Origin of the sequence: Lysinibacillus sp. FW12 (assembly GCF_050817245.1) — a bacterium.
GTDB lineage: Bacteria > Bacillota > Bacilli > Bacillales_A > Planococcaceae > Lysinibacillus > Lysinibacillus irui.
Map to the genome: position 1 here is coordinate 2203553 of NZ_CP139094.1, position 24594 is coordinate 2228146.

General features: G+C 35.6%; 28 protein-coding genes and 1 pseudogene. 16 read left to right on the forward strand and 13 right to left on the reverse strand.

The features are described 5' to 3' along the window. Positions 1–26 precede the first annotated feature (26 nt). The 6 genes from SJW71_RS11280 to SJW71_RS11305 all read right to left on the reverse strand — a co-directional run bounded on the left by SJW71_RS11280 (position 27) and on the right by SJW71_RS11305 (position 3990). Positions 27–461, reverse strand: coding sequence for a hypothetical protein (locus SJW71_RS11280; protein ID WP_274793269.1), 435 nt, complete (start codon positions 459–461; stop codon positions 27–29). A gap of 75 nt (positions 462–536) precedes the next feature. Continuing rightward, positions 537–953 (reverse strand): DUF3888 domain-containing protein, encoded by a 417-nt coding sequence (locus SJW71_RS11285; RefSeq protein ID WP_341386391.1) that lies wholly within the window; start codon positions 951–953, stop codon positions 537–539. 181 nt (positions 954–1134) lie between these two features. After that, entirely contained in the window at positions 1135–1335 is a 201-nt protein-coding gene (locus SJW71_RS11290; RefSeq protein ID WP_322606521.1) for a hypothetical protein, read from the reverse strand. Between the two features lie 490 nt (positions 1336–1825). Next, on the reverse strand, positions 1826–2335 hold the full coding sequence (locus SJW71_RS11295; RefSeq protein WP_431812154.1) for a hypothetical protein: 510 nt from the start codon (positions 2333–2335) through the stop codon (positions 1826–1828). A 271-nt stretch (positions 2336–2606) separates the two neighbouring features. Continuing rightward, complete coding sequence (locus SJW71_RS11300) at positions 2607–3149, reverse strand: DUF402 domain-containing protein (protein ID WP_431812155.1); 543 nt, start codon at positions 3147–3149, stop codon at positions 2607–2609. Between the two features lie 250 nt (positions 3150–3399). After that, positions 3400–3990 (reverse strand): hypothetical protein, encoded by a 591-nt coding sequence (locus SJW71_RS11305; RefSeq protein WP_431812156.1) that lies wholly within the window; start codon positions 3988–3990, stop codon positions 3400–3402. A 493-nt stretch (positions 3991–4483) separates the two neighbouring features. Here SJW71_RS11305 and SJW71_RS11310 point away from each other — a divergent pair, with 493 nt between their 5' ends. From SJW71_RS11310 to SJW71_RS11320, 3 genes are all read left to right on the forward strand, one after another. Beyond that, on the forward strand, positions 4484–4849 hold the full coding sequence (locus SJW71_RS11310; protein ID WP_274793263.1) for a hypothetical protein: 366 nt from the start codon (positions 4484–4486) through the stop codon (positions 4847–4849). 36 nt (positions 4850–4885) lie between these two features. Next, entirely contained in the window at positions 4886–5062 is a 177-nt protein-coding gene (locus SJW71_RS11315; protein ID WP_322610687.1) for a hypothetical protein, read from the forward strand. Positions 5063–5435: 373 nt separating this feature from the next. Further along, the gene (locus SJW71_RS11320; RefSeq protein ID WP_322606640.1) at positions 5436–6371 is read left to right on the forward strand and encodes an EamA family transporter; all 936 of its coding nucleotides are present in this window, start codon (positions 5436–5438) and stop codon (positions 6369–6371) included. A gap of 257 nt (positions 6372–6628) precedes the next feature. Here the strand turns inward: SJW71_RS11320 and SJW71_RS11325 are convergent, their stop codons facing one another. Next, positions 6629–6787 carry a hypothetical protein gene (locus tag SJW71_RS11325; protein WP_431812157.1) on the reverse strand — a complete coding sequence of 53 codons (159 nt, stop codon included), beginning with the start codon at positions 6785–6787 and terminating at the stop codon, positions 6629–6631. Positions 6788–7204: 417 nt separating this feature from the next. On the opposite strand from SJW71_RS11325, the gene SJW71_RS11330 reads away from it, so the two are divergent. The 3 genes and pseudogenes from SJW71_RS11330 to SJW71_RS11340 all read left to right on the forward strand — a co-directional run bounded on the left by SJW71_RS11330 (position 7205) and on the right by SJW71_RS11340 (position 9443). Beyond that, entirely contained in the window at positions 7205–7555 is a 351-nt protein-coding gene (locus tag SJW71_RS11330; RefSeq protein WP_274793260.1) for a PadR family transcriptional regulator, read from the forward strand. Next, positions 7542–8539: pseudogene (locus tag SJW71_RS11335) on the forward strand (HAAS signaling domain-containing protein). The gene SJW71_RS11330 and the pseudogene SJW71_RS11335 overlap by 14 nt, the downstream one beginning before the upstream one ends. A gap of 511 nt (positions 8540–9050) precedes the next feature. Next, positions 9051–9443, forward strand: coding sequence for a RidA family protein (locus SJW71_RS11340; RefSeq protein ID WP_274793258.1), 393 nt, complete (start codon positions 9051–9053; stop codon positions 9441–9443). Between the two features lie 58 nt (positions 9444–9501). Here SJW71_RS11340 and SJW71_RS11345 read toward each other — a convergent pair whose 3' ends face one another. From SJW71_RS11345 to SJW71_RS11355, 3 genes are all read right to left on the reverse strand, one after another. Next, positions 9502–9747: a hypothetical protein gene (locus SJW71_RS11345; RefSeq protein ID WP_274793257.1), complete on the reverse strand. Its 246-nt coding sequence runs from the start codon at positions 9745–9747 to the stop codon at positions 9502–9504. A 239-nt stretch (positions 9748–9986) separates the two neighbouring features. Further along, entirely contained in the window at positions 9987–11027 is a 1041-nt protein-coding gene (locus tag SJW71_RS11350) for a DUF418 domain-containing protein (protein ID WP_274793256.1), read from the reverse strand. A 96-nt stretch (positions 11028–11123) separates the two neighbouring features. After that, the gene (locus SJW71_RS11355; RefSeq protein ID WP_431812158.1) at positions 11124–12074 is read right to left on the reverse strand and encodes a helix-turn-helix transcriptional regulator; all 951 of its coding nucleotides are present in this window, start codon (positions 12072–12074) and stop codon (positions 11124–11126) included. 101 nt (positions 12075–12175) lie between these two features. On the opposite strand from SJW71_RS11355, the gene SJW71_RS11360 reads away from it, so the two are divergent. Next, the gene (locus SJW71_RS11360) at positions 12176–12706 is read left to right on the forward strand and encodes a dihydrofolate reductase family protein (RefSeq protein WP_322606512.1); all 531 of its coding nucleotides are present in this window, start codon (positions 12176–12178) and stop codon (positions 12704–12706) included. Positions 12707–12748: 42 nt separating this feature from the next. On the opposite strand, the gene SJW71_RS11365 is transcribed toward SJW71_RS11360, so the two are convergent. Next, the gene (locus SJW71_RS11365) at positions 12749–13501 is read right to left on the reverse strand and encodes a class I SAM-dependent methyltransferase (RefSeq protein ID WP_274793254.1); all 753 of its coding nucleotides are present in this window, start codon (positions 13499–13501) and stop codon (positions 12749–12751) included. 92 nt (positions 13502–13593) lie between these two features. On the opposite strand from SJW71_RS11365, the gene SJW71_RS11370 reads away from it, so the two are divergent. Further along, positions 13594–14112, forward strand: coding sequence for an AAA family ATPase (locus SJW71_RS11370; protein WP_431812159.1), 519 nt, complete (start codon positions 13594–13596; stop codon positions 14110–14112). An 18-nt stretch (positions 14113–14130) separates the two neighbouring features. Here the strand turns inward: SJW71_RS11370 and SJW71_RS11375 are convergent, their stop codons facing one another. Next, positions 14131–14952 carry a Ku protein gene (locus SJW71_RS11375; RefSeq protein ID WP_274793252.1) on the reverse strand — a complete coding sequence of 274 codons (822 nt, stop codon included), beginning with the start codon at positions 14950–14952 and terminating at the stop codon, positions 14131–14133. A gap of 106 nt (positions 14953–15058) precedes the next feature. On the opposite strand from SJW71_RS11375, the gene SJW71_RS11380 reads away from it, so the two are divergent. After that, positions 15059–16876 carry a DNA ligase D gene (locus SJW71_RS11380; protein WP_431812160.1) on the forward strand — a complete coding sequence of 606 codons (1818 nt, stop codon included), beginning with the start codon at positions 15059–15061 and terminating at the stop codon, positions 16874–16876. Positions 16877–17952: 1076 nt separating this feature from the next. Here the strand turns inward: SJW71_RS11380 and SJW71_RS11385 are convergent. Beyond that, positions 17953–18915, reverse strand: coding sequence for an MBL fold metallo-hydrolase (locus SJW71_RS11385; protein WP_274793250.1), 963 nt, complete (start codon positions 18913–18915; stop codon positions 17953–17955). A 137-nt stretch (positions 18916–19052) separates the two neighbouring features. Here SJW71_RS11385 and SJW71_RS11390 point away from each other — a divergent pair, with 137 nt between their 5' ends. From SJW71_RS11390 to SJW71_RS11420, 7 genes are all read left to right on the forward strand, one after another. Further along, positions 19053–20528, forward strand: coding sequence for a methyl-accepting chemotaxis protein (locus SJW71_RS11390; protein WP_322606508.1), 1476 nt, complete (start codon positions 19053–19055; stop codon positions 20526–20528). 76 nt (positions 20529–20604) lie between these two features. Beyond that, positions 20605–20838, forward strand: a complete 234-nt coding sequence (locus tag SJW71_RS11395) for a hypothetical protein (protein ID WP_322606507.1) — start codon at positions 20605–20607, stop codon at positions 20836–20838. 40 nt (positions 20839–20878) lie between these two features. Further along, the gene (locus SJW71_RS11400) at positions 20879–21352 is read left to right on the forward strand and encodes a GNAT family N-acetyltransferase (RefSeq protein ID WP_274793247.1); all 474 of its coding nucleotides are present in this window, start codon (positions 20879–20881) and stop codon (positions 21350–21352) included. A gap of 46 nt (positions 21353–21398) precedes the next feature. After that, entirely contained in the window at positions 21399–22052 is a 654-nt protein-coding gene (locus tag SJW71_RS11405) for a hypothetical protein (RefSeq protein WP_322606506.1), read from the forward strand. 108 nt (positions 22053–22160) lie between these two features. Then, entirely contained in the window at positions 22161–22910 is a 750-nt protein-coding gene (locus SJW71_RS11410) for an SDR family oxidoreductase (RefSeq protein WP_274793244.1), read from the forward strand. A 91-nt stretch (positions 22911–23001) separates the two neighbouring features. After that, complete coding sequence (locus SJW71_RS11415) at positions 23002–24033, forward strand: serine hydrolase domain-containing protein (protein WP_431812161.1); 1032 nt, start codon at positions 23002–23004, stop codon at positions 24031–24033. A gap of 73 nt (positions 24034–24106) precedes the next feature. Then, positions 24107–24556 carry a hypothetical protein gene (locus SJW71_RS11420; RefSeq protein ID WP_274793242.1) on the forward strand — a complete coding sequence of 150 codons (450 nt, stop codon included), beginning with the start codon at positions 24107–24109 and terminating at the stop codon, positions 24554–24556. The last annotated feature ends 38 nt before the right edge of the window (positions 24557–24594 follow it).

The window sequence follows — 24594 nt, forward strand, 5'->3', positions numbered from 1 at the left end:
AGAAAATGTGCAAAAAAAATTTTGAGCTACTTAGTGAATTTAGATAACTTCTCAACTTCTTCAGGAGAAATATTTTTAACTTTATATGAAATGACTGCCTTATTTGAAAACACTTTATATTTTTCTGCAGATTCACCAGGCGGTATACGAAAAGTGATATTAATTAGTTTAAATGGTTGATCGTGTGCACCTTCAAAGGAAATAACCCTTAAACTAACATCATAGTAGTCGTTTTGTCTATTTTGTTCAATTTTTTCAATTCTTGCATAATCGAATAATTGATTATCACCATATGAAGACATTGTTTCAAGAATTGGTAAACCTAATTCACGTAGAAAGGCTAACTCAATCACACTTGGGGGTTGGTTTTTAGGGAAATACTGTATATCTGATCTAGCAAAAGTAGAATTTATCCCTAGGGAACTTATTAAAAATAACGAAATGATTATTATTTTTCTCATAGAAAAAATTCCTTTCAGTATTTGTTCAACAATGAAAAATACAAAATTCTATAAAAGGTTAAAAATTTTAATGAATTATTCTGGTGGATATTTATAAGTCTTAAGGTGAGTGTGATTTATCAATTTAACCTCAGGACCAACAGTTATTTCATAGGTCATTCTATCTTTTCCTAATGAAATATTATGTCCGCCATCTGTAGGCTCAATTTCAAATGTAATTTGCAGATCAAAGCCTCGGAAATGATTTCTTTTTGTTTCAATTAATTCAATTTTCCAAGGAGTAACAAAGGGTGAAACATCCTTTAAAATCTTCGGATAATAATAGCTTCTCAAATCCTTTTCAATATAAGGAGTAAGGATGAGCATGAGCATATCCTGTAATCTAAGGTCGTTAGAATCATGAGTGGGTCCATAAAACCCTAATCCTGTCCTTGGTAGGAAAAATAAAGCAAGAGTAATTAATATTATAAAAGCAGATAAGCCTTTTTTCATTTATAAAATAATACACCTCTTTTAAATATTGTATAAATTTATTATTAACCATCCATTTAAAAGTATGTAGTTAAAAGAGAAGGTAAAAAATACTTGAGATAATTCAACAGTAGTTTACTGCACAATATGAGTAAAGAAATTATAAAGGGTCACTAGTTTGGAGTGACCCTAAACAGATATTTCATTTAAATTTTTTTGGGTTATCAACTTTGATTGAAGCAACCTCTCCACAGTTTTTACAAAAAGTCATAAGAAGTGGTGAACCAAAAGTCATTACTGATCCGATTGGTCTTATATTACCCTGGCTACTACTACCACCAACTTGACCGGTTGTAAAGGAATCACTACCACAAGCCTTACAAACCAATTTATCACTTTCCATAATATCACCTCAATATGTAATTTGTGTAAATTATAACATAGAAAAAGCTGCAGCGTTTGCACACGCTACAGCTCGAATTGGTTTATGCCCTTTGAATAATGGCTTAGTCATTAGCATTATAACATAACTTAGGAGGGCAATCCTATGTTAAAAGGGCAAATAACAGTTACGTAAGAGAATTTGTTACAGTGGATTGAGAATTATCGGTGGATAGTAAAAAACAATCGAGGAAGCAAGGTAACAAGTAGCGAAGGAAAATAACAATAGTTACATTGGGGCGAAAACCGCTATGTATGGGATTGAGGCAACTCTACAAAAGGCAAGTGGTGGGACAAGCGATCCAGTGTATACACTATAATAGGAATAAATTTCCATATTAAGCTAGTTCAACAACGAACACAATCATGTTGCTATTTTACCTAAATTTATCTTTCTTAATCATAAGTGTTCCTTGTAAGATTGAGCTTTGGCATATAAGTACTTCCGCCTGCTACCATTTCTTTTGTTTCAACATCATAAATTGCATAATTACCTCTAAATTCTTTTTCTGTGTCTTTAAAGGAATAAAAAAATAAACTTGTCTATCAGGACTAACGGTCTGATGATAGTTAATATCTATATAAGGGTAGGTACTAAGAATATTTCCATCAAAAGTTATATAATTTAATCTTTCTACCTCATTGAACAATAATTTTTTTCTAACATTTACAGATGCATCAGGCATTTCTTTAAAAAGAACAGTATCCAAATGCCATTGTTGTTGCTTTGGCTTCTGCTTATATCTTTGATAAACCTCCTGATGTATAGGATACTTTAGGTTCCTTAATGCCTGGTAAAATTCATCTACAGTTTCATTAACAACTTTTTCCTTATTTGCAGGATATAAATATTCATTATTATCTGAAGGATTAGTTTGAGAATGAACAGGACTTCCTAATAATATAGAAAAACTGAACAAAAATATAATCACAAACGAACTAATTAAGAATGGATTTTTCATTTAAATTACTCCTTTTTAGAAGTAACGTACCCTAAATGTTCTTTAACTATCCTGCTCCGTTAGTTTAAGTGAGAAACTTCCCAATCTTACTCTATATTTCAACAGTAATATCGAATTTTATTGAAAATGTTCTTCCACAATCTGGCCTTTTGATGAAGAAAGACGCATTCCTTAATAAAGAAATGCAAACCCGATTGTTGAACATCCTTTTTTAACTACCCCTAAAGTAAAACTCAAACTTTCATTTGGTAATGACATATTAAAGCATGATTTATTTACGAATCTTACCTAGTAAATAGTCTCGATGCTTAAAACTTAAATCATAGTATTTAAAAGTACCTTCGTGTATTTGTTTCAACACTTGATTAAAAACTCGATAGGCAAAATCGTATTGTGATTTTGTAATCCAATTATTGTGTAGAGCCTCTTCTAATTCATCTTTATCTTTTTCAATGATTTCTCCAGTTGGTAATACAACAATATCTAAAAATAAGTCCATCATATAGGGTTCTCCATTCTCAACGCCATTTCCATATGTGATATCTATGTACCACTGAATAATTTCTCTATTTTCATTAAACATTGATGTAATAGCGAAATTTTCATTGAGTGGTAGTTGTTGTAACCATAAGTAATTGTTATCAACAATACAAACCTTTTTAATTAAATATTCTGTTATTAATGGCTCTTTTACTTCATTCATTTTTATAAGAGCAATAAATCCATTAAAATCTTTGTCATTTATCTGCTCTATAGAATAGTCGCGTTGTATAATTCTAGTCCAATCATTTCTATGTAAAAAACGCTTTTTCAAAAGATAATCGCTCCTCAAATAATATTATTGGTAAATTATAACATTAATTGAGTTTAAAATATATATAACATATCCGTAGAGTTTTGTACCATTGCATAAAATAATGTTATTCAACAATTTGGCCCGATTGTTGAATAAGTGTAAAGATAATCAAGTTGTTTACTTTTTAAACGCATAATAGTTCAATAAAGCCTATTACTCAACTTTTATACATCCGACTTACTCGTTTTGGACTTAATGATACATTAAACTAATCCTCCCAATAAAAAATAGCATCCATGACTAAATACTCTCTAGGTTCACGATAAATTGTCGGTATTTTTGTTTGAAAAGACAAAGGTTGATTCATTTTTTCAGCTTCTAATAGTTCATAATCAAACTCTTTTAAGGCTCGTTTCAATTTTTCTGCAATTGTTTGGAATTTCTCGCTCAAATCTAATAAATTTGGACTAGCAAGCAAAGAACCATATGCCCCACCAACTACTTCATTCGTTTCGATACGAATTGTTTTATATCTGTAATCTTCGCCCATGATTGCGACAGGTGCTAAACGACAAATATCAATAATAATCCCATCTTTCTTTATCTCTCGATGACCGTACTTCTCTTCAACGACTATAAAATCCTCTTTTCGATAACAAAAAAATTCAACAGAGGAGGCGTATCCACTGCCAAAATGACTCCACTCTGCTTCACATACTAAATTAGGAATACGGTTTATTCGATGAAATAACCGTCGGATATGGGCTTCAATTTCTAGTTCATTATTTGTATTATAGGGGAACTTGTTCCCGCCGATCTTTCCTTCAATTAAGCCTTGTAATTGTTCGTTAGAAAACATGTATAAAACACCTCTCATTTGATTATGCCCGATTTACAACGAAAGAGCACATTTCATACTCTGAAATACGCCCTTTAATGGAATATAAACTTCATTTTGTGGCTTTTAAGTGTGTTTACAAACTTGCATTTGGAAACGTTATTAAGCTTATTTATGTATACTTTATAAATCCTTGTTTTACTAAAGCACCCGTTAACCATTCACGAAGGGCAAAATTAGCACGTCACCACAGAAAATGAAAGATGGATAAGTTCTTTCATGGGAACTTAATTTCGTTATTTGCGAGTTTAAGGTGTTTCTGGTCAAATATAGCAATTCAGATTCCACAATAATAATCTAAAAAGTAAGTGGTGTACCTTTGGAAGAAGTTAAGTTAAACGAGATATAAGTGGAATCAATAGTTATTACAGGTGATTTTATTGTTGGATATTTATGTTAAAATTAATATTGAAGATTTTGAAGGTATTTAAACTATTGATGAGGGGGTATAAAAATGAATATTTATTGGTTAGGTGCAGGGCTTTTTCCTCTTGACTGGGAATTTTGTTTTTTTACAGTTTCAGAATACAAGGAGAAAATAATTGAGAAAAGAGAGAGCAACCCTGAATATTTTGATATGAAAACAGGTGGAGTGGACAAATTGTTTGCCCTTATAGATCAACGTGTGACGTTTGCTTTAAATAACTTTAGGGAGGAATTGAAAGGATATAGTGATGAGTTAAGATGTCCTGCCATGATTACACCAATTCCTAGAGGGGATAATAGTAATGGTGCAGATTTTATCATAATTTTAAAACGTGATGAAGATGGAGATACAGCAGTTTACTCTCCATATCCCATTTCATATTTAGAAAATTAAGAGGACATGGAAAGGTTAAAAGTATGAGGTGGTATAATGAAGTTCCGTTTGTTAGAAGAGGATAGTCTTAGCCGTGAATATCCAAATAGTTATGATTATTGGGATGAAAACAGGGTTATTTCAAACACGAAAGCAGAAATCGATGGACTTATTATGTTGATTTTAATGCAAGTTTACAGCACCACTTCCTACTGGATAACAAGTTTCTCCTAACCTATTTATATGCTCCAACTTATCGTTAAAGCCAACTTTATATAATGTATACAAGTCATTCATTTTGAGTGGCTTTTTATTTTTGTCTTTATTTTCCAAGCGCTAAGAAGAGTGCAGGGAACTAAACTGCTGAATTCTTATCAATGGTAAAGAAGACTAATTTTTTAGTTCAACGAAATTTTTTAGCTAGGCTCTGCATACTCCACGATAAATGAGAAGGATTAGTATTTTTGTGACAATTTAAATGAAAAAAAAGATTGTAAAATAACAATTCGTGATTTATATTGGAGATTATGATTTTTTTTCTAAATCTCAAAATCATAAACAAAATTCATTTTATATAAAAATTATAGGAGGGAAGTGAGTGATGAAGATGTATATTTATCCCCTATTAGTAGTGATTGCAGCAAGCAGTTTTGGTATCGTTTCTACGATTATAAAGCTGGCAATGCGTAGTGGTTTTACTGTCTCTGAGGCAGTTACAAGTCAGTTTTTTATTGGCTTTTGTATAGCAGTATGTATCTTCTTAGTTACAAACAGATCAAAATTGAGCTTTAACGGTGTTAAAACCCTTATATATGCAGGGATTTTAACAGGGCTAACGAATATTTTATATGGTCATTCTTTGAACTTTTTGCCAGCATCATTGGCAGTAGTTTTACTATTTCAATTTACATGGATTGGTATGTTGATTTCTAGTATAACAAAACGGCAACTTCCAAGTAGAATTGAATTCGTATCTTTAATCATATTGGTAGTAGGAACAATACCAGCTGCTGGTATAATTGATGTTGATTTATCCCAAATACCTTTCCAGGGGTGGTTATGGGGGTTAGCAGCAGCACTTTGTTATTCCTTATTTTTGTATGTTAACGGGAAAGCAACTGAAAGTATGACAACCTCTAACCGCTTAGTATTTGTTTCCTTCTTTGCATTCATGATTACTGCCGTTTTCCAGTCTCCAGAAATTATTTGGAATGGTACTTTGTTTAACGAGGGACTGTGGATTTATGGATTGGCATTAGGGTTATTCGGCATGATTATACCGGTTTTCCTGTTCACAATTGCAGTTCCTAAAGTAGGATTAGGTATGTCATCAATATTGAGTGCTGTTGAATTGCCAATAGCGGTCATGGTATCCGTTATCTTATTAAGCGAAACGGTTACAACTTTGCAAATAGTAGGTATCATCACTATTGTTATCGGTATAAGTTTACCAACAATTCTAGATAAAGATAGATTGTTAAGAATCGGTAAAGCAAAATACAGAAAATCAAGCAAAGAAGTAGCAAAAGAATCTTCTATTTAAAGATTTACACGTGTTGGCAACCCCGTTATACAAGTACAGTTGTCACATTAAATGTACATTGAATCGGACAAGACAAGGTTTAGATAACAAAGATAATAAAAAACTCGTATTTTGATGAAAGATTGATCAAAATACGAGTTTTCTTATTTTATTAATAACAAATGGCTATGAGGGAAGTAAAGGATCTATCGCAATTTACCTTACCTAGCATACATTCATCAATGTGAAAATGATCCCCTAAATATCAAATTAAATGTCTACTTTTTTCTTTTTTCAATTGATTTTAATAATGTTAAACCAGCAACACTTATAAGCGTAATGCTATACATAATCGTCTTATTGGCTTCTCCCCAAGTAACTACCATTGTTGTAAGAATTAGCACTAGTAATATGAAGTAAGGTAAGTAAATTCGCAATTTATAAAACCCCTTTTTTCTTTAGTCTCTGAAAAAAGCGAAATTAACTAGATTCAATTTTTCATAAGCTAGGCGTTTGGAAAGCAATGTCCCTTGCAGTATTAATGATACTTGATGAAGTATGAAAGTGTGTATCCATATAAGTAGTTTAAATTTTCAGGAACGCTCAATATCCCCTGTGAAAAGACCAAGGTACTTAAATTGTGGATTAGCACTTGACCGTAGTGTGATTAATGACAAGCAACATTTATCTAGCAGTCTAGGTACTCAATTAAATTTGGAGCCTGGTTTTTTAATTTTTAAATTATTTTTTAAATAGTATCTAATTTCGATTGTTATTGGAACCATAATAGTGTAAGATGCATACTATAAGTCATACAGTGTATGTCGTACAGTATATAAAATTGAGGTGGGTGAATGAGCACTTTATTGAATTCATTAACGACAGAACTTAGGAGGGGGACGCTGACATTAGCGGTATTAAGTCAATTACGAACACCACAATATGGATATTCACTTGTTCAATTATTGGAGAATTCGGGCATTACCATCGATCAAAGCACCTTATATCCATTGCTTCGCCGTTTAGAAAAACAGGAGTTAGTAACGAGTAATTGGGATACATCTGAAAGTAGACCGCGTAAGTACTATGTATTAAGTGAATATGGTTTAGACATTTTTTTGCAATTAAAACGAGAATGGATTAACAATTCAAAAGAACTATATGAGTTATTAAAAGGGGATGATGATAACGATGAATCTGATTGATATTTATATTCAAGAGGTCACTCGGAGGTTGCCCGAAAAAAATCGGGAGGACATCGCACTAGAGTTACGGTCAACTATTGGGGATATGTTGCCTGATGATTACAGCAAGGATGATGTAAAGGGGTTCTTGAAAAGTTAGGAAATCCAGCAGCATTAGCAAGTGGTTATCGAGATCAGCCAATGCATTTAATTGGCCCACGCTATTTTGATGTATATCTATCATTATTAAAAATGATTTTACCAATTGCTGCTGTGATTGCGGTTATTTCGATGTTTGCTGAATACTTTATTGGTTTTGATGAAGGAGAAGCGATCATTAATGTTGTCCTCACTAGTATTGGTGAAGGAATTTGGAGTATCATCGAAGTAGGAATCCACGTCTTTTTTTGGCTAACAGTCGTTTTTGCCATTATCGAACGAACAGATAAAGGAAAAGATCCGCAACCATTGTCAGCGAGTTTAAAAAAATGGACCCCTGATGATTTGAATAACATCACGTATATTCCTAAGAAAAAAGCCATTACAAAGCTTGAAGTGTTTGGTTATTTAATGTGGACAGCGTTTTGGGCAACACTTTATTTTTATGCAAACCATCTTCTAGGTGTATATGAAGGTGGGGGAAATGGACTTAAATTCGTAATTCCAGCTTTTAATCAGGATATTTTACTTCATTATTGGCCAATTGTTATCGTTGTCATTGCTCTTGAAATTGGGTTAGCTCTCTACAAATTGCTAAAAGGACAATGGACGAAAAAAATGGCCATCTTTAATACTATTGTTGAGCTTTTCGCAACCGTTGTTTTCATTGTTTTATTAAGCAATCCGAATTTAATGAACGAAGAATTTATCTCGTACATGAGTCATTTATTTACCACATCAACGAAGCAATTTGAAATATGGATAGTTGGCGGGGTAATCATTATATTTGTTGTATATGCGGCAATCAGTATATTCGATGGCTTCCGTAAGGCTAGAATCCGTTAATTCAATTTTATTTTGAAAGATTGAAGTATAGTTGATCTTTTTCTATAAACGTTAGATTGTTCAGAAAATGTTCAGAATACTATGTTATTCTATAAATGAACACGCATATTAACAAAAAACTAGGTACCTCCTATAAGAGGTACCTAGTTTTTTTAGCTTACAGGGTCACTTGGGATGGAGTAACCCTAGTAACAATTTCGGAGGTGTAAGGCTAATTTAGCTTTACACTATTATATATATGATGTATTCGTTATGGTTAAATAGTTAATTGCCTGAGAAATAATGAAAAATATCTTATAAATATTTGCGCAATTTTATTGAATATTAAGGATAGAAATGGTAAGTTGAAAATAACTTTAGGTAAAAGGAGGAGAATTCACATGAAAAAAAGATCAATTCGTTTTTTACGCATGGGTATTGGATTCTCTACTGCTGTTTTTTTCTAAAATTGATCAACAAGGGTGAAGTCTGCCCTTTTTTAGAAAAATAATAACCTAAAGGAGATCTAACTATGAAATCAAAACTAACTCGTAAAAATCCTATGCAAGTGCCAAGTCCTGTTGGAAAGTATAGTCATGTAACCATTATTCCTAAAGATGCAACGATGTATGCATTTTCTGGTCAGATAGGGGTTGGACAAGACGATCAATTGCCACAGACATTGCATGAGCAAATTGCCAATACGCTAAAAAATATTGAAATGATTTTAACAGCGGAGGGAATGGATGCCACGCATGTAGTGAAAGTAAATATTTGGGCGACAGAGGAGATAGATTGGGATTATTTCTATCAACAATGGGAAGCGATGTTTAATGATTCCTATCCCTCTATGACTATAGCCTACGTATCGGCACTAGGATTACCGGCCATTAAAATAGAAATTGAAATTTGGGCAGCTAAATAACATGAAAAATCGACAATATCCAATTGGGTATTGTCGATTTTTGGTATGAGTTTTAATATTAACGCAACATTCTTTTTAATTGCTTCATTTCATAATTTAATTCGTCAATTTGCTTTTGTAGTTTGTCAATGTCATCACGATTACTCTCATTTTCTTTCAATTCATCCTCTAAAGCAAGGCCAGCTGCAATGGTTGCTAGTGCATCACCAAGTGTTGTAATAGCTCCTGCAATCACGGCCAGCTTAGCTGCCTGACTCACAGAATCACTTGCCTCACTATTTCGATAGCCCTTGTTATTTTTCATACAATCCTCCCTACAAAAAAGGGTTTTATTTGCATAGTATGCAATGGGTATGTGGCAGGTGAAGCATAATGCTTGCTGCATATAATAAAAAAGGTCACTTATGTTGCGATAAGTGACCAAATAATATGGGGATGTGTTTCTTGCTGAAGATATGAGCAAAGATGGAAAGCGAGTAGGGTACATTACCAATATATGACGTTTAACGCCATGCTGATAGGTATTTATCATTGACTAAAAAATTAATCGATGTTTTTTCTTTGTCGTAGAGGAGGGACTGTCCAATAGGTACCCATTCGCCAGAGCCATTCCATTGGCCCGAAGCGGAAAAAGTGTAACCATCCTTTACTAAAGAGCAATTGGAAAACATAAATCCCTAGACAAATCCATAATGATTCGATGAAACGAAGCTGACCAATTAGATCGAATGCATGCCCAATGACCAGAATAAGTGCTGTTTGCCCTAAATAATTAGTTAAAGCCATCCGACCATAGGCTTTTAACGGTGATAATAGGCGCTGGAATAGAGGGCTCTGTAGTAATAGGATGATTGCTCCCATATAAAATGCTGACACTATTGGACTAATCTGTAGACCTATTAATGTAAATTGCTCTACATTTATGATATGTTCTTCTAATTGATCCTTGGACAATTGGTCGAAGTTGACGTTGGCTTCAGGCACATACTGCCATTGATAAAACCAACTAGCAATACTGATACAGAACATTACAATAGTTGCAAGCATCAATTTATTACGATGAATCGAAATATTTTCAAATAAACGATATTGACCAGCTGCTAGACCTAGTAGAATAAGTGGAAATGGCATCGCAATTTTTATGCCAAAATAAGCTGTAAGGGCCAATAGCAATAAACCGATAATTACATTGATTTCTTTACGCATTTTATAAAAAGGTAGGGCTATAAAACCAAAAATGGCATAAATGGTTAGTGCTTCACCAGGTTGAAAATAGAAATGGACAAGCCCCATAAGTAATAAAATGAAAAGTCTGCGGCTAAATAAGGCATAAGCTTTCTCGTTTCTAGCCATAGCACGTGAAATAAAAAGGTAGAATCCTACTCCAAATAAAAAGGAAAAAATAATGAAAAATTTACCTTCTATAAAAAGTGTTAAAAAGCGATTATAGGCAATATCGCTTGCTAGTGTAGGTGGTTCAATCCACATTAATGAGGGGATATTCACTAAAATAATACCGAGTAAGGCGAACCCTCTTAAATAATCTAACGTATCAATACGTGTGTTGTTGTCGGTTGGTTGCAACAGTCATCTCCTCCTTCATGATCAATTATAAGGAAGGTCACTAAAAAGTAATAACGATGAACGTTACGTGAATCTGACAAAATTGTCACTTGAAATTTAGATGTCGCGTTGTTCTGGATAAATCGCTAATAGGTCATGCGCCTGTTTTCGTATAAGTTGGATTAGTTCTTGTGGTTCTTTTACAATGGCGTGCTGGCCAAGACGGAAGAAAAGGGAGCTAATAAAATGAAGCTCTCCTTTATCGATCATCATCTCAATAAACCCCGTCCCATCACTTGAACGAACAACTGCCTTTTCAAGGTTCGGCTCACTTAAACATTGGCGCACACCCTCTCTAGTTAATTCCACATATAAACGAATAGGCTGTTGAGGCTCATAGTCACTCTCTAGCCATTGCTGCAAATTAATGGTAGAATCAGGGTTCTTATCGCTGACTTCTATGGAATGAATACGGTCTATTCGAAATAAGAGAATTTTTTCAAATGGTGCATGAAGGGCAGGCATATACCATAAGCCATCATGAGCATACACACCAATAGGCTGGACATGCTTTGTCGTGATTCCAGATTTTGATTCATATTGGATATGTAATTGTTCCTGGTTGATTATTGCTTCTAACACGTCTGTTAATAGTGGTGTTTCTATTGTTCGCTTAGGGTTCCAAAAGGCAATATAGGATTGAAGCGTATCTACCTTTTTTTTCGCTTCTTGCTGCAAGGAGTCATACAGCTTTTGAGATACAGATTTCATTTCCGTATTAAAAGGTAGATCCCGGTAATAATGAAGAGATTGAAAAGCGAAAAATATGGCTACCGCTTCTTCCTCTGTAAATAGAATAGGAGGAAGAAGCGTGCTCGAAAGTACTGTGTAGCCACCGTTTCTCCCTTGTTCCGCGTAAATAGGCAGGCCCATATCACTTAAATCTAACAGATAACGATGCACGGTTCGCACAGAAATATTAAAATCATCTGCAATTTCCTGCGCCGTAAATTTCTTTTTAGCACTGATATATAGCAAAATATCAATTAAACGTTTAGCTTTGGACATATTTTTTCACCTTTTGATTTAATCATGCCAGTAGTTGTCATGTTTTATAGTTAGTATAGACGTTGTACAAGTGATTATCAAAAAGAAGAGGAGTTGACATGATGTCACGAGAAATAGTGGTATTTATCGCAGCGAGTTTAGATGGCTTTATAGCTAAGGAAAATGATGATTTACAGTGGCTAGAAGAAACAGAGGGAGAAGGAGATAACGGCTATTCGGATATGTATCAAACCATTGATACCGTCATTATGGGCAAACGAACATATGATTACATCGTAGAGCATATCGAGCCTTTTCCATATACAGACAAGAAATGCTATGTGTTTACTACAACTCAAACGGAGAAAAATGAGCACGTTGAATTTGTCCAAGAGGATGTTGTAACTTTTACTAAACAGTTAAAAGCACAACAAGGCGCAAAAATCTGGATGGTTGGTGGAGCCTCTATACTAGATGCCTTTTTACAGGAACAGTTAATTGATGAATGGATTGTTACGATTACACCACATTTGCTGGGATCGGGTATCCCACTGTTTAAATATCCACGTCCTTTTGAAGAGTTAAAACTACTCGAAACTAAACGATATGGTCAAATGGTGCAAATGCATTATCAGGTAAGGGAAGAGGCTTAAGGTAGCCTCTTTTTTTCATGGTTTTTGCAAAAATCAAAGACTTTATAATAAACGAGCATGGACAACCATGGAAGGACTTAGTGCATGAAATTCACTTCTTTGCCAGGAACCGTAAAGATGTTTCAACTCAAAACCGTTTTGCTGTAATAGTCTAGTCATTTCCATAGGATATGTGTAGCGCAGTAATATGGCATCTTCGAAAGTTTGTTGCCCTTGTTGATGAACAGCACGGCACGTTAATATTTGCGTGACAGGATTATATTCTTCACGATGGAACGTCTTTCTATTTTCACCGTTGCTAGTGATTGTTTGTTCTTTGTATTCATCAATGGCGGATAACTCATTTAAAATGGCATTTCTCGTATCAAAAAGAAATTCACCCCCTGGTTGTAAATGCTTCTTCACAGATTGCAATAAAGCATTTTGACTTTCATTTGTTAAAAAGTGCTGAAATGAATTGCCTGTCATATAAATAAAATTAGTCGTTATAGGTAATTGTAGTTGTGTACAATCTTGTAAGCTAAATTGGATTTGCACACCTCGTTTACTGGCTTTTTCGATCGCATGCTGGATCATTCCTTCATGTAGATCTACCCCAAAGACAGGAATACCCCGTGCAGCTAATGGAATAGCTATACGTCCTGTCCCGCATGCTAATTCGATAATGGGCTCTTTTTTCGTACCTATATAGTCCTGAATATAATGAAGATCGTCTTGATAATTAGCATAGAGATTATCATATTCGGTTGGGTCATTATATTTTTGTAAATTGTGCTCGAATTCATGGTAGAACATTTTTATCCTCCTATTTTCCTTTGCTAGAATCATTGTATAATAAAGGGGATATTTCCACAAAGATACATAGGGTAAAGGGGCGTTCGGGGATAATGGCAATTCCGCAAAAAATACATATCATTGGGTCCGTTGGCAGTGGGAAAACAACATTAGCAAAGGAATTAGCTAAAACCTATCACATCCCCTATTATGAGTTGGATAATGTTGTTTGGATTAGAAAAGAATCAGGGGATAGTATGAGAACGGAACAAGAAAGAATGGCGTATTTACAAAGTATTGTCCAGACAGACTCTTGGATTATTGAAGGAATTCATCAAGAGGAGTGGGTAATCCAGAGCTTTCAGCAAGCAGACTGCATCATCTTTCTTGATACTCCCTATAAAATCCGTATTTTTCGCATTATTAAAAGGTTTGTGAAACAAAAAATCGGTATTGAAAAAGCCCATTACCAACCAACTTTTTCTATTTTCTTCAAAATGTTTCGTTGGAATAAACGTTTTGAGCTAAAGGGTAAAACTAAATTTTTCAAACAACAGGGGGATGTATTGGATAAGCTGTTAGTGGTACAACATAAAAAGGATGTAGATAACTATTTCGAGCGTATCCTGTAGAAAGGATACGCTCTCTTTTTAAGCATTTTTCTTTGTGCGGGTGGTGCGTTTTCTTGGAGCGGGCTTCTTCGTTTTATCTAAGGAAGCCTGCAGTGCTGTCATTAAATCTGTGACATTATCGGGAATTGGTCGTTGTTTATCACTTGCAGCGATTGTATTCGTAGCTTTCTTTTCTTCGATTAGTTCTAGTAGAGCGTTGCGATAATCGTCAGTATATTTTTCAGGGTTAAAGGTAGTGGTTAGCTGATCTACAAGCATGAGAGCTGTTTCAAGCTCCTTAGGCACCACGTCTTGCTCACTAGGTATATTGGGCACGTCGCCAACACTTCTCACTTCATCTGGATAATGAATTGTTTCCATGACGAGTGCATTTTGATAAACTCGCACAACGGCAAGCTGTTCTTTTGATCGAATAATAATTTTCGCGATACCAATTTTTCCTGATTGCTCTAATGTTTTACGCAATAGGGAATAGGCTTTAGCACCGGTAGAATCAGGAGATAAGAAATAGGTACGTTCAAAATATATCGGATCGATTTCGGTTAATTGAACAAAATCAATAATTTCTACAGCCTTCTCTTCATTTTCCTTACGTAGGTTTTCTAAATCCTCTTGATCCAAGACTACAAATTTATTTTTTGTATATTCGTAAGCCTTAACAATATCCTCATCTTTTACTTCCTGATTACAGCCTTCACAAACCTTTTTGTAGCTAATAGGTGTATGGCATTCTTTGTGAAGCTGACGCAATTTAATATCTTTATTTTCAGTAGCGGCATGTAGTTTAACTGGGATATTGACTAAACCAAAGGAAATACTGCCTTTCCACACTGTATGCATGTTTGTCACCTCGTTTTTCTTACTATGATGTATTTTGCAGCTTTTTATGTATTGTAAATTGAAATCGTCAAACACTGTAGATAAAAAACAAAGTAGGTAGTGTTGAATGAAACCAATGCTTTTAACGGAATCAAACGATATTCCAAATGGGGATGAGTGGTTATATGAAACGAAATATGATGGTTTTCGTTGCCTGTTAATATGGGATGAACAGCCGATACTCATGAGCCGAAATGGTCGCAATTTAAACTACTTGTTTCCTGAGATTTTAGCTTTCTGTCAGCAAATATATGCATCTGTAAAGGCTTTTTTGCCATTAACCTTGGATGGAGAGATTGTTTATTTAAGCAATCATTATAAAAGTGAATTTGCAGTTGTTCAAAAAAGAGGGAGAATGCAAAATGAGAACGTCATAGAGGCACATGCAAAGACCTTTCCTTTTCGTTATCTCGTATTTGATGTATTAACTTTTAAGGGGGAGTCCCTTCACAATCGCTATTTAAAAACAAGGAAGGAGCAATTGACGAAGTTTGCTTCAAAGGTACTATTACCGAGCGTCGACTTTGAGGATAGAAGCTCGATTCAAATTGTAGAGGGGGAGGAAGAGAGCGAGAATTTATGGCAGGCAATAAAGGTTTACAATGGTGAGGGCATGGTGGCAAAGAAGAAAACAAGTAAGTGGCTGGAAAACACTCGTTCAAATCATTGGTTAAAAATTAAAAATTGGCGATATGTGACGGTTGTAGTCACACAATATAACCATAGCAATGGCTTTTTTCATGGCTCAATTTATAAGGATGGTCAATTGCGCGAGGTTGTGACGTTTAAACATGGTATGACAGAAGAAGAGCACCAAACACTTGTTACATTTTTTCAGACCAATGGACAGCGCCAAAAAGAGTTATGGCATCTAGAACCATCTATTTGTATCGACGTTGCTTGTATTGATTTTGATGGTAGTAAGCTCCGGGAACCTAGATTTCATGTCTTTCGATTGGAACAAACACCGGAGGATTGTCAATGGCAGCACATGCAACGACAGCTTTTTCCGATTCCCGATTCTGTGCCTATTACTCACCCAGACAAACCTGTTTGGCCAGAAATTGGCATAACGAAGGATCACTATTTGTCCTATTTACAAAGCATGTCACCATATTTATTACCCTTTCTAAAAGACCGTCCTCTCACTTTAATTCGTTTTCCACATGGTGTGCCAGGCGAAAGCTTTTATCAAAAAAGTAAACCAGATAAAATGCCTAACTTTGTGGCAACGGCGGTGATGGATACGATTGATTATATTGTATGTAACAACTTAGAAACTCTGCTGTGGCTAGGTAATCAACTGGCATTGGAGCTGCATATTCCGTTTCAAACTTTCCAATCCATGTACCCGACAGAAATAGTTTTCGATTTAGACCCACCCTCAGCTGAACATTTTTCATTAGCTGTAACTGGTGCACTGGATTTAAAAAATATCATTGACTATTTTCAGCTACAATCATTTGTCAAAACATCAGGTGGAAAAGGCTTACAGCTCTATATACCGCTACCAACCAACACCTTTACCTATGAGGAGGTTCGGGTGTTTACAGAATTTGTTTGTCGATTTTTATGTGAGCAAAAGCCGAATTTGTATACAATTGAGCGATTAAAAAAGAATCGCCATGAAAAATTATATTTAGATTACGTGCAGCATGCAGAGGGGAAGACCATCATTGCCCCCTATTCTACGAGAGGCAATCCAAAGGGTTTAGTCGCAACACCTCTAAATTGGGATGAAGTTAATGAAAACTTAAAACCAGAGTTCTTCACGATTCCCGCTGTCATAGAGCGCATGAAAAAAATAGGGAATCCCTTTCAAACATTTCGAGAGGTAGGGGAGAAGCAGGATTTTCGAGCTGTATTGGATCAATTAAAACAATAATTTTCCTTATAAATTTTTTATCCAGCTTAGGACACGAACAATTTGAAATGGCTCCGCTACTGAAGGAATGAAACTCACAAGGAAAAAACATAGTGATCGGGATAAGCTTTAGAAAACCTTGCTCCTTTTTTAAAAAGGCTCCAATACTCATAACAAAGCTCAATAATAAACAAGCAAATCCAACAAACATTAGCCACTCTAACCCATGAGCAAGGAAATAGGCGGGACTAAGCAGTAAAACAGCAATGACAGTGAAAAATTAAGCAAGTTTTGGCCACATAATAAGTAACCTCCTTTTTCGTTAATTATAATACCAATTTATAGGAGCGAAAAGAAAGGCAGAGTAGGAGTCGTTTGAGAATGGTGATGATCACTTTGGGATGAGATTTGAGCGTTTCGAGGAGAGTTACGATCACATTTGACCGAGGTATGAGCGTTTCGAGGAGAGATATGATCACATTTGACCAAGATACGAGGTTTCGAGTGGAGTTACGATCACATTTGACCGAGATACGAGCGGTTTGAGCAGAGTTACGATCATTTTGACCGAGATATGAGCGTTTCGAGGAGAGTTACGATCACATTTGACCTAGGTATGAGCGTTTCAAGCGTAGTTATGATCACTATTGACCGAGGTATGAGCGTTTCAAGCGTAGTTATGATCATTTTGACCGAGATATGAGCGTTTCGGGGAGAGATATGATCACATTTGACCGAGGTATGAGCGTTTCGAGCAGAGTTACGATCATTTTGACCTAGGTATGAGCGTTTCAAGCGTAGTTATGATCATTTTGACCGAGATAGGAGCGTTTCGAGCGGAGTCATGATCACATTTGTCTAAAATAGGAGCGTTTCTAGCAAAGTGATGATCACTTAAGTCTGCAATGGGAATACTCCAATCACAATGTCAAGCGCTTTTGACTCAAGAAGGAGCGCTTCAATCAATAGGATGATCAACCTCAGTCCCAAATAGAAGCGTATCCATCAAAGTCAAAAGCATCAACATTCAAAAGAGAAACTTTACGTTCCTTTTAAAAAGAGGTGTCTCCTCATCATGGAGACATCTCTTTTTACTGTTATAGAGGCACTTGTGCATTGACTTTTTCTAAGTAATCTAGTATTCCCATTGACGACACAATGGTATCGAAAGGAATCGTTTGATAGACTGGATGATCTGTTGGAATGCCGTTTTCCTGTAAATAGCTGAATAAAAGCTCCTTTAAGCGAGCATCTAAATAGTGGACTTGCTCCTGGAAGTCGCTTGATGCGGCTTGGGCTTTTTTACCTTCTGCTAAAAAGAGAGGTGTCCAATAGCGTACTTGGCGATAAGCTTCAGCTGGATTTTTATAGGCACCATAATGGCCAAAATATAACTCAGCTGCTTGAAGTTTTTCGTACAACTGAATGGATTGCTCCATTGTTTCTGGGTTGTATTGGTTAGGCGAAGTGGATGGAATAATTAAATCAATTGCTTCTCCATCCATTTCAGGATAACGAACCCCGGTTGTATCCCCTACAAAAAGACCATTGGTAGCGGAATAGAGCATAGATACATGATGTTTTGCATGGCCTTCTGTATGATAGAACGTTAAATGGTGTTGGCCTAAATCTAGACGTTGCTCGTGACTTACTTCAATAATTCGTGCAGCATCAATTGGCACAATCGGATCAAAGAGGCGATCAAATTCAGCTCCATAGACTCCTTTTGCACTGAAAATAAGTCGGCTTGGGTCAATCATGTGAGCTGCCCCTCGTGGATGGACAACTAATTTTGCATTAGGACAGCTTTGCAAAAATAACCCTGCTCCTCCTGCATGATCTAAATGAATATGTGTCACGATGACATAGTGAATATCCTCTAATGCAATATTTAACTCCTTTAATCCTTCCATTATGTAAGGAACGGATGGGCTTGCAGAAGTTTCAATTAGAGTAATTTTTTCGTCGATTAATAAATAGGAGCTCGTTCGTTGTTCCCGATTTAAATCATGTGTATCAATACAATAAAAATTTGATGCAATTTGTTGAACTCTACTCAATTCATTTTCCTCCTTTAATTTCAAAGATGTATAAAATATGCTTCAATATACAATATTTAGCTACAAAAAGCAGTAGTTATACTATATAATAATAGAAAATTAAACTGAATGTCCATTCATTTTTCAGGGGGATAACAATGGAGCATAAAATTCGTTACGACACGCGAAAGGTCCACCGTGTAAATTTAGCTATTATTTCAATCTTAGCTATTTTAATTTGTGGACCTCTAATCCTATCGAAAGGCATATTATTTTTATTTGTTGGGCTAGCCGTCATCACGTTGGCAGTATGTAACTATTTATTGCCAATCAAAACCTATGTCAAAGGCTTTATTTTTGGCTTAATTCCGTCTAGTGTTGTCTTTACCTTATTTTTGCTTGATAGCTTTTCATTAAACAAACATTATATTTTGCTTTGTACGGTGGCTATTATTGCCCTGTATTTTAAAAAGGAATTAATCGTATTCTTTGGGATCTTAACAAACATCAGTTTTTTCATATTATATATGGTTAACTCACCATCTTTACTGGGGCCATTTGATGATATCGTTGTTTTTGTGACACTTTTGGCGATTATGAATGGAGTGATTATTGCCTTTTATTTAATTGCAAAATGGGGCAATGAGCTGATTGAACATGCAGAAATTCAGCAAAATGAGATGCAAGCATCCTACAATCAATTACAAATGACCTTTCAAGAAATTGAAAAAAGTAGTCAGGCTCTGGACGAGCATGTGACACAGTTCCAACAAACAATGCAAAGGATTTCAGGTTCAAGTAAACAAATATTAATCGCCACAGAAGATATTTCTGCCAGTATCCAGCAAGAGTCATCTAGTTTACAAATGATTCATAGCACCATGGGCGATTCGGTTCACTTTGTTAATGAAACATTGACCATCTCGAAGGATACAGTGGCAAGCTCTACTCAGCTTCAGCAAGAAGTATTGGCTGGGTGGGACAAAATGCAGGATGCGATGACACAAATGAGTGTGATGAGTCACGCGATGAGCTCAACGGCGGAAACGGTAAACGAGCTTCAGCATAGTTTGCAAACAGTGGATAGCTTGTTAAAGGGCATCACACATATTGCTCAGCAGACGAATTTATTGGCACTTAATGCAGCCATTGAAGCGGCTAGAGCAGGGGAACATGGGAAAGGATTTGCCATTGTTGCAGATGAGGTGCGTAAGCTAGCAGAAGAAAGCGCCGCTATTACTGTAAGCATTACCAATGTAACGAAAACCTTGTTTGAAAAATCAACGGAGGCACATCAGCGTTCCGAAGACGGTGAAAAAGCGCTTCAGTACGGGGAACAACTGTTACGAGATGTTAGTCATTTCTTCAATGTTTTAAAGGATTCATTTACGCAAACAAATACAGATTTAACTAGAGGAATGAATGAATTAAGCAATGCCATCACACAATTCGAGTCAATTCAAAAGCAAATTGAAAAGCTAAATAAAATGACCGAGCAAAATGCAACGTCTACGGTTGACATATTGCATTCTGTGGAAGAAGAAAATCAGCTATTAGTGACGATGACAGATTCAACAAACCGCATTCAGACGTTAAGTGAGACGTTAAAGTCATTAGTCATAGCTAAGGCTTGATCGAATTATTGAAATTGAAATAAATGGTAGGGTAAAATAATAATAGGATTAAACATCCTAGATGGAGGGTATAGAGTTGTTATTCATCAGTATTGTTTTATCCATACCCGTATATGGCTACTGTATATGGAGTTTGTATGATCCAGAGGAAAGCTTTTTATTTTTTGAGCGCTGGCGCTACAAAGAGACGCCAGAGGTTTCCGAATTGCAAATTAAATTAATACGCATTGGTAGTGTGTTTGGTATGGTGATTGTCACCATTTATTTAATTGTGGTAGCGGTGCAAACGTTCGCCCCTTCAGAACCATAGCCAAAATATCATGTAAGAATTGAAAATAAGGAGGTTTTCTATGAATATTCGTAGCTTACAAAGTTCAGATTACTATACTTTATCCCCGTTAATTAATGACTGGTGGGGCGGAAGGAATATGTCAGATAAACTACCTAAATTATTTTTCGATCATTTTACGAATACGAGCCTCATTATGGAAAAGGATGGCGAAATTATTGGTTTTCTAGTCGGCTTTTTATCGCAATCCAATTCAAATGAAGCGTTTATCCACTTTGTTGGAGTCCATCCTGATTACAGAAAACAGAATATTGCCAAAAGACTGTATGATGTTTTCTTTCATGTGGTAAAGCAATATCATCGAAATATTGTCAAATGTGTAACGTCTCCTATTAATGAAGTGTCCATTGCCTTCCATACTAATATGGGGTTTAGAATGGAAAAAGGTGACAAGACAGTGGATGCTATCTCCATTCATAGTAATTATGGCGGTGAAAATCAAGACCGTGTGTTGTTTTATAAGATCCTACCGTAATTAACTTTACAGAATTTGCATATAGTCCCGAATAAGGGGGCTATAGATGTTTATTAATAGAATATTTTCTTTATGGTTTCTACTTGTATTTATTGTTTGTGGTGCATTTGTTTTGTTAGCAAATGCACCTATTCAATATGTTGAAAAATCAACTATTACTATGTCACGAACTAGTAATAATGAATTATTAAGTTATATTCAACAATATCATTTTTTAATTAGTGATATTTTTAATGCCCTTTGTAAAGAATCTTTTAGCTTTCAATTAGACTATGGTGTTCTGCCCAGCGGAAAGATTGAACTGCTAGTGTCCTTACCGGAAGAGATGGACATAGTGGCGAAGAAGAAAATGGAGGAGATTATGTTAAATTGTATCCAGAAAAATGATTTAAATCCAATCTCTTTTCAGCTGACATTGAAGGACCTTTATGAACCGGCAGCAACAGAATCGACTCGACTTAGCTATAATGACGTTATGGCTAATCTATTTGAAACGATGATTGATCAAAACTATGGTGACTTTAGTGTCGAGCACAGCATTACCTCAGAATCTATTCAAGTAATGATTAATTTAACGGAAGATAAAAATGCAGGGATGCAAAAGAAAGCTCAACAGTTAGCGGAAGATATAATTCGACAGCATCGATTTGATGTACAGGCATTTCAAATTGAAGTACAAAATAAGATTGCTATTCATTAGCAATTAGTCGAGCACTTATTTTCAAAGGCTGAGCAGACCATTGTGGTTTTGCTCCTTTTTTTGCTTAAACGTGATTGTTAAATAATTCTTAAAAAATGGAGGGGAAATATGAGTAAAAACAAAATTGCAGTCATTACAGGTGCGAGCCATCCACGAGATATTGGAACAGCCATTTGTAGAAGGTTAGCTGCTGATGGTGTACATATTTTTTTCACGCACTGGCATGCTGATCATAATTGGATTGGTGAATTTAAAGATGAACTTCTCAGTATGGGGATCATGTGTGAAGAAATGACAATTGATTTATCAGAGACCCAAGCAGCACAAACGATTCTTCAGACGGTCGAAGAAAAACTAGGCGTCCCTTCCATTTTAATTAATAATGCAGCCCATTCCACACAGGATGGCTATGTACAGTTAGATGCCCAGACGCTTGACCAACATTACGCTGTAAATATGCGATCAACATTTCTTCTTTGTGTTGAATTTGCTCGTCTTTTTCAAAAAGCCCATTTCACGTCTGGTCGAATTATAAATATGACATCAGGACAAGAGTTAGGTCCTATGGTGGGAGAGCTAGCCTATGCAGCAACAAAAGGAGCCATATCAGCTTTCACACGAACATTAGCGCAAGAGTTAGCTCCAATAGGAATTACGGTCAATGCAGTGAATCCAGGGCCAACCGACTCGACGTGGATGAATGATGAAATTAGAAAGTACCTGTTACCAAAGTTTCCGATGGGACGTATTGGATCACCTGAAGATGTCGCAAGAGTAATTAGTTTTCTTGCGAGTGAGGAAGCTCAATGGATGACAGGACAAATCATCCATTCAGAAGGAGGCTTTCTACGAGGGTAGACGAGAGAATTGAACAAGATGAGCGAGCCCTTGCAAAAGATGTATAAAAGGCATATAGAAATCTTGCGAACTACAAAAGGAGGAGTTTTCAGTGTTAGCTCAATCATTTGATCATGTGAAAAAATCAGTAGAAAATACTTTTCAAACACTTCATTGTACAGGAGCAGCTCTCGTTTTATTCCATAATAATGAATTACAAGTCGAGCAATATTGGGGGAAGCATTCAAATCAAGAAAATGCACGTTCTATCCAAGCAGATACCAAATTTCATCTTGCCTCATGCCGTAAAAGCTATATTGCGTTTGCGGTTGCCTATGCCATCTATCATGGGTATATTCAGTCATTGGATGATGAGATATCTTTGTATTTATTACCCGACAGCCAAAAGGATGTATACAATGGTATTACGATACGCCATTTAGTAACGCATTCACATGGTCTTGAATATATAGATGGGGAGGATGTTCAGACGTTTGCTCCAGGTACGAGCTGGGCTTATCGGGGTAGAAATATAGAGTTACTATCCGACATTGTAAAATTCTCCGCAAAGCGAACGATTGCTGATATTGTCAATGAAGAGGTATTCAAACCTTTACATTTTTCCGAAACGAATTGGTATCATACATTTGATGACACCTTTGTTGAAGTGATTCGGCAACCGAATGACCGTTTTTGGTCAGCTTCTTCAAATTTGGATGGCAGTCAAATGAATATGTATGCCTCCGCAAGAGAATTCGCAAAATGGGGGTTACTTCACCTAAATGAAGGGAATTTGAATGGCAAACAAATGATTCCTCCGGATATTTTAAAATTAGCCACAACGATACATAGTCCTGCATTCTCCAATCCTGACCTTCCAGAAAACGGCTTCTTCTGGTATGTAAAAGGGTCGATGGCCAAGCGTTCAGAAATAGGAGCACTTGTACCAAATGGAGCATTTCAAATTTTGGGATACACTACCGTCACACTGCTTGTCATTCCAAGTGAAAAAATCGTGGCAGTTAGGGTTTTTAATAGTTTTGGCTCTCCAGAGGGGTATGATTACTTGGCAGATGTTCGCAGTTTTGGAGATTCTATTATGGTAGATTTAAATAATAATATCCAAAAAACCTCGAGGCTGTAGATATACAATGCCTCTTCACTTACAATAAATGTGTGTTAATATTAAACAATAATGGTAAGTGAGGGGAAAGTACTTGAAATTCAAATTATTATTTTCTTTTTTGCTAATATTGATCGTATTAGCAGGATGCACAAGCGAAAAAAAGTTTACTGTAGATGATGTAAAAAAAGTAAAGCTAGAATTACTAGAAAAGGAAACCCTTCAAGAAGGAATATCCTATACTATCCAATTGGTGAATGGCAGTGATTATACTATAAAGCAAAATAATGTGTATGTTTCTTTTCCTATTAAACACGGTGAAAGTGGCTATAAAGGGAATGAATATCATGTTGAAGCGACTGGAAATAAATTAAATATTCAACCAGGGGAAAAAATTACATTGACTGTTTTTATGCCATTTGAAGGCTTGGGTGATAAAACTTTGTTTGGTATAGATCATCCTGAAATTAAATTAAGAGGCTATATGGAAACCGTTGATGATGAACATCTATTTACTACTGGAGGATCCTTAATGAAGGATTGAAGCTGTTTCAGGCCATAAAATTTAGGGGTAGATAGCTT

What these genes read in the sequence shown, in the direction of transcription:
- SJW71_RS11405 (WP_322606506.1), top strand. Translation starts at nt 21,399, where the DNA reads ATGTTTATTAATAGAATATTTTCTTTATGGTTTCTACTTGTATTTATT.
- SJW71_RS11355 (WP_431812158.1), bottom strand. Translation starts at nt 12,074, where the DNA reads ATGTCCAAAGCTAAACGTTTAATTGATATTTTGCTATATATCAGTGCT.
- SJW71_RS11285 (WP_341386391.1), bottom strand. Translation starts at nt 953, where the DNA reads ATGAAAAAAGGCTTATCTGCTTTTATAATATTAATTACTCTTGCTTTA.
- SJW71_RS11340 (WP_274793258.1), top strand. Translation starts at nt 9,051, where the DNA reads ATGAAATCAAAACTAACTCGTAAAAATCCTATGCAAGTGCCAAGTCCT.
- SJW71_RS11320 (WP_322606640.1), top strand. Translation starts at nt 5,436, where the DNA reads ATGTATATTTATCCCCTATTAGTAGTGATTGCAGCAAGCAGTTTTGGT.
- SJW71_RS11370 (WP_431812159.1), top strand. Translation starts at nt 13,594, where the DNA reads ATGGCAATTCCGCAAAAAATACATATCATTGGGTCCGTTGGCAGTGGG.
- SJW71_RS11295 (WP_431812154.1), bottom strand. Translation starts at nt 2,335, where the DNA reads ATGAAAAATCCATTCTTAATTAGTTCGTTTGTGATTATATTTTTGTTC.
- SJW71_RS11330 (WP_274793260.1), top strand. Translation starts at nt 7,205, where the DNA reads ATGAGCACTTTATTGAATTCATTAACGACAGAACTTAGGAGGGGGACG.
- SJW71_RS11390 (WP_322606508.1), top strand. Translation starts at nt 19,053, where the DNA reads ATGGAGCATAAAATTCGTTACGACACGCGAAAGGTCCACCGTGTAAAT.
- SJW71_RS11290 (WP_322606521.1), bottom strand. Translation starts at nt 1,335, where the DNA reads ATGGAAAGTGATAAATTGGTTTGTAAGGCTTGTGGTAGTGATTCCTTT.
- SJW71_RS11410 (WP_274793244.1), top strand. Translation starts at nt 22,161, where the DNA reads ATGAGTAAAAACAAAATTGCAGTCATTACAGGTGCGAGCCATCCACGA.
- SJW71_RS11365 (WP_274793254.1), bottom strand. Translation starts at nt 13,501, where the DNA reads ATGTTCTACCATGAATTCGAGCACAATTTACAAAAATATAATGACCCA.
- SJW71_RS11305 (WP_431812156.1), bottom strand. Translation starts at nt 3,990, where the DNA reads ATGTTTTCTAACGAACAATTACAAGGCTTAATTGAAGGAAAGATCGGC.
- SJW71_RS11360 (WP_322606512.1), top strand. Translation starts at nt 12,176, where the DNA reads ATGTCACGAGAAATAGTGGTATTTATCGCAGCGAGTTTAGATGGCTTT.
- SJW71_RS11310 (WP_274793263.1), top strand. Translation starts at nt 4,484, where the DNA reads ATGAATATTTATTGGTTAGGTGCAGGGCTTTTTCCTCTTGACTGGGAA.
- SJW71_RS11400 (WP_274793247.1), top strand. Translation starts at nt 20,879, where the DNA reads ATGAATATTCGTAGCTTACAAAGTTCAGATTACTATACTTTATCCCCG.
- SJW71_RS11380 (WP_431812160.1), top strand. Translation starts at nt 15,059, where the DNA reads ATGAAACCAATGCTTTTAACGGAATCAAACGATATTCCAAATGGGGAT.
- SJW71_RS11345 (WP_274793257.1), bottom strand. Translation starts at nt 9,747, where the DNA reads ATGAAAAATAACAAGGGCTATCGAAATAGTGAGGCAAGTGATTCTGTG.
- SJW71_RS11280 (WP_274793269.1), bottom strand. Translation starts at nt 461, where the DNA reads ATGAGAAAAATAATAATCATTTCGTTATTTTTAATAAGTTCCCTAGGG.
- SJW71_RS11375 (WP_274793252.1), bottom strand. Translation starts at nt 14,952, where the DNA reads ATGCATACAGTGTGGAAAGGCAGTATTTCCTTTGGTTTAGTCAATATC.
- SJW71_RS11315 (WP_322610687.1), top strand. Translation starts at nt 4,886, where the DNA reads ATGAAGTTCCGTTTGTTAGAAGAGGATAGTCTTAGCCGTGAATATCCA.